A 6,853-nucleotide genomic window follows, 5' to 3' on the forward strand; every position below is an offset into this window, starting at 1 on the left:
GGGCCAGCACACTTTCCAACAGTTCGCGGGCACCGGCATAGTCCCCGGGCGACCGCAACGTAGCGGCGAGGTTCCCGGCCGCGAACAGGGTGTCCGGGTGATCCTCCCCGAGGATCTGAGACCAGCAGCGGTATGCGTCCCGGGCAAGGATATGGCTGTTCGGATAGTCCCCCCGCTCCCGCAAATACCAGACAAGCCAGAAAACCATGTTCCGACTGTCCGGGTCGTCGTCGTCGACAAGCCCAACGGTCAGCGCATGCGCCTGGATCTGGGCGTACCGCGGCCACGCCGCCGGCCGGTCCTGTACCAGCGGATGCCCCTGCGCCAACAGCCGGCACACCGCCGTGCGTAACCCCGGCCGCCACTCGGGCGGGGTGTCCTCGCGCAGCACCTCCTGTACCAGCCGGTGCATCACCACCGTGTCCCCGACCCGGCGCACCAGCGCGAGACGCACCAGCCGACCGACCGCCTCCGCCAACCCCACCCGGCCCGCTGCCACCCGATCCAACGGCTCCGGCAGTACCTCCGCGGTATCCGGACGGATCAAATCGACCGGGATCGGCTCCGGCCCGAAATGCGCCCACAACCGTGCCAACATCACCACCGCCGGGTCATCCAGCGCATGCAAGGTCACCGTCCAGGTCACCGCGACCGGCCGCACCCCCTTCGGCGCCCCCGCCGCCCACAACGCCTGCCGTTCCTCAGCCAGCAGCCCCGCATACTCGCCCGGCGCCATACCGGTCTCGGCGAGAAACGCCCCGGCTTGCTCCACCGCCAACGGCAGATCCCCGACCGCGGCGGTGACCTGCTCCGCATCCGCGTCCCCGACCGCCGATACATGCCCACGCAGCAGCCGCACCGCGTCCCCCCGCGGCAGCACATCCACCTCCACCGTGCCTGCCAGCCGCGACCACCGGCCGTCCCGGGACGTCACCAGCACATGCCCGCCGCCCACCGCTGCCGCCGCCAACACCCCGAAAGGATCATCCGGTTCGGTGGCGTTGTCCAACACCAGCAGCCACCGCCGGTACCGCCGCCCCTGCCCAAGTAGCCCCACCACCACACGCGCGGACTCCTCCGCCGTCCCCGCCACCGCGACCCCACACCGGTCGGCGAGCTGCGCCAACGCCGCCACCATCGACCCCGGATCCTCCGCCGGCACCCACCACACCAGGTCGTAGTCCCGGGCATGCCGGTAGGCGTACTCCACCGCCAACTGCGTCTTACCGACCCCGCCCAGGCCGTGCACCGCCACCGGCAGCGCCACCGTCACCCCGCCACCGGCCAGCCGCTCCCGGACCCGCGACAACTCCACATCCCGGCCGGTGAACAGCCGATTGCGCGGCCAGCCCACCGACCACACCTCCGGCGCCACACCTGGAAACCGCGGCCCCTCATCCGCCGTCCGGCCGGGGAATGCCGGTGCCGTCGTCGGCCGTGCTTCACCCCTGCGCACCGCATCGACCGCCGCCGCCAGACGGCCTGCGGCCACCTCCGCGGCGACCCCGAACAGATCCGTACGCACGATCCCGTCCAACGGCGCCGGCGGGACGAAGTCCACGACCCGCACCGGCAGCAACCGCCGCCGCGCACCTACCAGGTCCGACCGCCAGGCCGCCTGCCACTCGGCCGCGCACGCCTCCGACGCGACGTAGGTGGGAGACAACACCGCCACCGTCCGTGCCGAGCGGGCCATCCCCGCGGCCATCCGTTCCGACCAGGACATCCCCGCGACCATGTGCCACGCCTGCACCAGCACCCGGAACCCGGCAGCCTCCAATTCCCAGGCCACCCACTCCGCCCAGCCCCGATCCGCCTGCGTGTACGAGACGAAGAAATCCCACTCGAACCCGCCGGTACCCCCACTATCGGCCACACCCACAGCATCCCACCCCCCACCCACCGCAGGAGAACACCCCGAAATGCGCCAGCGCAACTGCGGACGGCCACACACGCTGCCAGAAATCCACCCCGGTTCCCGCTGACAAAGGCGAATGGCGACCGCCCGACAGTGCTGCCATCGAAGCCTGGCAGGACAGTCGTGTAGCCAACTGTGTAGCCGAGCCGGCGAATGTCCACGGACGGACAGCGGCCGTCGGTGGAACCCGAGCCCCGGTCGGACCGACAACGCAGACGAACCAGGACACCGACAGGCGAACGGAACCGACTGTGCAAGGCAGAGAGGGGCCCGCCGCGTGCCCGTATACCAACGGTCAGCATGTGGTCTGATCTGTGGTCTCTGGCGAGAGCTGGACCGCTGCTGACCTGGTCCGGAGTGCTCCAGAGCAGGTCAGCAGCAGTAACCGCACAGGTTTCCCAAGCTCGTAGCGTGGATCGTGGAGAAGAGGTTGGCTCTCGATCTGCTGTAGCAACCGGTGTAGCAACAGCCACGGACGTTGGCGGACCACTGCGTATCCCGGCGGAATCCGCGACCTGGGCTGGGGCTGGTGAGGCAGGGGTCGGTCCGTGCCTTACAAGCGAGTGGTCGCAGGTTCGATCCCTGCCGCGCCCACGAGCTGGTTTCGTATGCTCGTTGATCTTCGATCAAGCTTGCCACCAGCTGCAGACCGGCAGCGGATACACCGGGGCGTAGTCCTCCGGACCCGCGGTCATGCCGCCCGCCCGTCCACATCCGGGGTCCAGCCGTCCGGACCGTCGCCGACGATGTCGATCAGTTCGGCGACTGCCGGCACCGGATACCGACGCGCCATCCGGGCAATTTCGGCATCGTCGACCCAGGCCGCCCGGACCCGGATCGGGTCGGCCTGCCCGTCCAGGAGCACGTAGCCGACCCCGGGCATGTCCTCGCCGATCTCGTCGGCCCGTGCCCCGCGGTCGCGGGCACCATCCCCGAGCACAAGATCAACCTGGTCGGCTTCGGTCATCCGCAACGCGACCCGCACCGGGAACAGGTCCCGGAACGGCAGCACCTCTTTGCGGGGATCATGCACCGCACCGATCACCGCGACGCCCGGTGCGCGGCCTTAACCTCGCCGCTCGGACCCGGCTCACCCTCACCTATCTATCCGGGCTCCAGGGCGTCCCCGGTGTCGATGTCCGCCTGCACACCGCGACCCTGTACAACTCGATCTACCGGTTCGACGCCGACATGCTCGTCAACACCCACGTCTACGGCGCGCCCGCCGCGCATTCCCCGGTTATCCACCTCCGTCAGACCACCGGGGGGAGCCTGTTCGAGCATTACACCGCCAGTTTCGAGAAGGTCTGGGTCACTACCGAAGGAGCCTGGTAGATCCGTGGCACGTATCGACTATTTCAACGACCCGAACGCCCCCGCCGCGAACAGCGTCGTCCCGTCGGTCACCGCGGTGGTCACCGACGAGCAGGGTCGTATTCTCATGGTCCACAAGACCGATAACGACCTGTGGGCGTTGCCCGGCGGCGGAATGGACCTCGGCGAGTCGATCGCGGACGCCGCCGTCCGCGAAACCAAGGAAGAGACCGGCATCGACATCGCGGTCACCGGCCTGATCGGGGTGTATACCAACCCCCGGCATGTGCTTGCCTACGACGACGGCGAGGTCCGTCAGCAGTTCTCGCTGTGCTTCACGACCCGGATGCTCGGCGGCACCCTGCGGACCAGCAGCGAGACCAAGGAAGTCCAGTTCGTCGTCCCCGGCGACCTCGACACGTTGAACATCCACCCGTCCATGCGTTTGCGGATCGATCACTACCTCGAAGGCCGACCCACGCCCTACATCGGCTGACCAGCCGCCGCCAGCCGCGTGAACGTCCGATCGATCGAGGCCGCCAGCACCGGACGGGCACGGGCGATCGACCGTTGCACCACCGACCCGTCCCCGTAGCGAGAGAAGATTTCCGCGACCCGCTCAGGGAACGTGAACCGCTGCCCCTTCGGCCCGGTCGTCATGTCCGCCAGGACCAGCGCGTCCATGACGGGGGAGTCCTCCAGCGCCCACGGGGCCAGTTCCTCGGACAGGCCCCGTTCCTCGGCTTCGATCCGCGCGCAGGAGTGATGCGCCACCAGGGCACACAGCCGATCCGTGGCATCTTCTCTTTGAGCCAGATATCGGGCGCCGTCCACCGGATGGAACCGCAACAGGGCCAGCGACGGCGCGTAGCCGATGTCGTGCAGCCACGCCGCAGTGACCAGAAGATCCCGCTCGGTCGGATCGACGGCCACCGCAGCATCCCGAGCACGAGCCGCCACCGCCTGCACATGCAGCCACCGGTCGCCCAACGGCATCAAAAGTTCGCTTGCCAACCGCTTGGCAGCCGCTACATCCACCCATCCGACAGTACGTACCGGCCCGCCATGCGTCAGCCAAGCCGAGCACACTGCCGAATACACGACCCTGCCAGTTCAAGGGCGCGGCGCGGGCCGCGCCGCGCGACGGCGACCTCAAGGAGTCAGTGCGCCACATGTGATAAATCTTGTGGCTCACTGATGGGAGACTTGGGTGCGGGGTCAGGCGTTGACCGCGGAAGACCGCGAGGAGATTTCTCGTGGGATTTCGGAGGGTCGAATTCCACCGGCCGCAACGCCGTGCCGACGAGCGGTTCCGGGGGCACCGGCTGCACCGGTGCGGCAATCTTCACCTTGACTTCCGCCGAGCCGGCCCGCGCGTTCGGGTCGGCGTCCATCACCCGCACCACCCGCCATTCCCGGCCCTCGGTTGTTGCAGAATCCACAGTGCACCGCTCACGAACCGCGTATCAACCTTTATGTGAGAGTCACATGCCAACGTGATATAAGCGTGAAGCAAAGGACATGCGAACCCGACTTGAGTCGGGTCGACGAGTAGGCAATTTTGGTACGACGTGTCTGTTTGCTTCACAGCTAAGATCGGTGGCATGGACGATCAGGAACGAAGATCACCTGTCTGCACGGCACGTGGCGCGATCGCCGGTGAGGACTGGCAAGCGGTCGCCGACGCCGTCAACGAACGGATCTCGCCCGCCGCCTGGCCACCGTTGAGCAACTCGTCACCGCGCAGACCGCCAACAGGTAAGAGGCCAGAATTCCGACAATGGGCATTGGTGCCCGCCGGAATCCTGACCCCTGCACCGCACAGCGGCACCAGCCGCCCGATCACTCAGCCTGCCACGGGTAGCCACCCATCCCGCTCCCGTGACGGCACCAGCTCACCCACCGGCCGGAACACGAGCGTCACATCAACATCGCCGAACGCCTCGGCAAACCCGACCCCGTCCGGCAGCGACGCCCAGGCGCGCATCACCTCCACTGGCCGGTCTGCCGGATGAATCGTGATCGAGCATGCGCCCCCGTCTGATACGACCCGGGGGTGTCCGTCGCTGGTCATCGGCCGCCGGCCCGATGTACCGACCGTGCCAGCGCCGCACCCAGGAGTACCCGCCCGGCCGCGGGAGCCGTAGCGGTGTCTACGAAGAAGAACAGCGGGCACACCTGATAGTCGTCCCAGCCGCTCTCCACCGCGAACAGCTCCGCCGATGCAGCCGAATCAAACGTGATCGTGGTGTCGCGGACCCGCCGTTCCTCCCCTGGCTCGAACCGCACCACGCCGTAGAGCACGGGTATCCGTCCGTCCCCGCCGTCATCCGTCGCGCCTGTTTCGGCCATCGAACCCCACCGTCCCATCCCGTCGTTGGTTGGACGCCGGCCCGGACCCGCGGAGACGACGCGCTCAACACGGAGCCGGGCCGGTTGTGCCACAGGCTTGCGTGCCACCCCGCCGCACCGGAAGACAAGATTCATCATCTGAAAGTCACCTGATCACGCGGTCTGCGAGCGGCTCGCGGATGGGTGGAACGCCTGACACGGTAGGCGAGGTTGATATACATGGACGCCCCGACGGACATACCCTCAGGGTCGGTCCTGCCACGAGACGTGACCCTCTCTCCCGGCTGGAAGGCAACCGCCCGACATGCCACCGTTCACACTCGGCCCCTACACCGTCTCCGAACGGCTCCTGTCACGGGACGACATGCGCGCCACACTCGCCGCCCGTGACTTCGGCGCCGCCTTCCGACTCATGCGCAAGTACGACGGCGCCAGTCAGAACCGCATCGCCTCCGGTGTCGAAGGCCTGAGCCAAAGCCGTGTCAGCAAAATCATGCGCGGTGAGGATCGCATCGCCACCCTCGACCTGATCGAACGCATCGCCGACGCACTACGGATACCGGGCGCTCTGCTGGGTCTCGCCTCTCGACCTTGGGAAGTGATCGTCACCGACGCCCGACCAGGACCGCTGCCGTCGCAAGCCCCCGCCCGAACGGCACCGGCTCTGACCCAGAACGGCGACTCGGACCGGCCGGACCCGGTCACGCTGCTGCACGACGACGACACCTGGACGTCGGAGCGAACCGCCGAACTCGCCGAACTCCTCGGCACAGACGACGGCCTGCCCGTGCACGCGGCCAACGCCGCCCGCCTGGCCCACGAATGGCTGATTGCCGAACCGCCGCAGATCGTCGCAATGCAGGTCGGACGGCGGATCGGTGACGGCCTCCTGAACAAGGTTGAAGGCCGGGTCGCGCACCTGCGCAGGCTCGACGACTTCATCGGCGGGAAAGACCTCAACAGCCTCGTCGAACGGGAACTCACCGCCACCGTCGACCTCCTCCGCACAGCCAGCTACGACGAACGACTCGGACGCCGCCTTCTGTCCGCCATCGCCGAACTGTGCCAACTCGCAGGCTGGGTCGCGATGGACGCCGGACTTTCCGTACCCGCGTCCCGGTACTTCACCGGCGGAGTCAAAGCCGCGCACGCCGCAAACAACCAGCCCGTCGCTGCCAATCTGATCTCCACGCTGAGCTATCAGGTCGCCAACCAGGGCGACCCGGCCGACGCCGTCCTGCTCTCCCATACCGCCTGCCAAGGTGCCCC

General features: G+C 67.9%; 7 protein-coding genes and 1 pseudogene. 3 read left to right on the top strand and 5 right to left on the bottom strand.

All coding sequences use genetic code 11. The features are described 5' to 3' along the window. Both fxsT and U9977_RS22135 read right to left on the bottom strand, forming a co-directional pair. On the bottom strand, nucleotides 1-1,882 hold a 1,882-nt coding region (gene fxsT, locus U9977_RS22130; protein ID WP_322751206.1), incomplete at its 3' end, for an FxSxx-COOH system tetratricopeptide repeat protein. Nucleotides 1,883-2,609: 727 nt separating this feature from the next. Beyond that, nucleotides 2,610-2,984: pseudogene (locus tag U9977_RS22135) on the bottom strand (cell division protein FtsK); the annotation flags it as partial. Here U9977_RS22135 and U9977_RS22140 point away from each other — a divergent pair. Both U9977_RS22140 and U9977_RS22145 read left to right on the top strand, forming a co-directional pair. After that, the gene (locus tag U9977_RS22140) at nucleotides 2,975-3,253 is read left to right on the top strand and encodes a hypothetical protein (RefSeq protein WP_322751207.1); all 279 of its coding nucleotides are present in this window, start codon (nucleotides 2,975-2,977) and stop codon (nucleotides 3,251-3,253) included. The pseudogene U9977_RS22135 and the gene U9977_RS22140 sit on opposite strands and share 10 nt — an antisense overlap. A gap of 4 nt (nucleotides 3,254-3,257) precedes the next feature. Next, the gene (locus U9977_RS22145) at nucleotides 3,258-3,728 is read left to right on the top strand and encodes an NUDIX domain-containing protein (RefSeq protein ID WP_322751208.1); all 471 of its coding nucleotides are present in this window, start codon (nucleotides 3,258-3,260) and stop codon (nucleotides 3,726-3,728) included. Here the strand turns inward: U9977_RS22145 and U9977_RS22150 are convergent. The 3 genes from U9977_RS22150 to U9977_RS22165 form a co-directional block, all read right to left on the bottom strand. Then, the gene (locus U9977_RS22150; RefSeq protein WP_322751209.1) at nucleotides 3,716-4,270 is read right to left on the bottom strand and encodes an HD domain-containing protein; all 555 of its coding nucleotides are present in this window, start codon (nucleotides 4,268-4,270) and stop codon (nucleotides 3,716-3,718) included. The two genes, U9977_RS22145 and U9977_RS22150, sit on opposite strands and share 13 nt — an antisense overlap. Before the next feature lie 808 nt (nucleotides 4,271-5,078). Continuing rightward, the gene (locus U9977_RS22160) at nucleotides 5,079-5,306 is read right to left on the bottom strand and encodes a hypothetical protein (protein WP_322751210.1); all 228 of its coding nucleotides are present in this window, start codon (nucleotides 5,304-5,306) and stop codon (nucleotides 5,079-5,081) included. Continuing rightward, on the bottom strand, nucleotides 5,303-5,584 hold the full coding sequence (locus U9977_RS22165) for a hypothetical protein (protein WP_322751211.1): 282 nt from the start codon (nucleotides 5,582-5,584) through the stop codon (nucleotides 5,303-5,305). The genes U9977_RS22160 and U9977_RS22165 overlap by 4 nt, the downstream gene beginning before the upstream one ends. A gap of 304 nt (nucleotides 5,585-5,888) precedes the next feature. Between U9977_RS22165 and U9977_RS22170 the strand changes: the two genes are divergently transcribed. Then, on the top strand, nucleotides 5,889-6,853 hold a 965-nt coding region (locus tag U9977_RS22170; protein WP_322751212.1), incomplete at its 3' end, for a helix-turn-helix domain-containing protein.

The organism is Protofrankia sp. Cas8, assembly GCF_963555845.1.
Lineage (GTDB): Bacteria > Actinomycetota > Actinomycetes > Frankiales > Frankiaceae > Protofrankia.

Excerpts from the sequence above, each read along its gene's own strand:
- U9977_RS22160 (WP_322751210.1), bottom strand. The coding sequence starts at position 5,306 with ATGACCAGCGACGGACACCCCCGGGTCGTATCAGACGGGGGCGCATGC.
- U9977_RS22165 (WP_322751211.1), bottom strand. The coding sequence starts at position 5,584 with ATGGCCGAAACAGGCGCGACGGATGACGGCGGGGACGGACGGATACCC.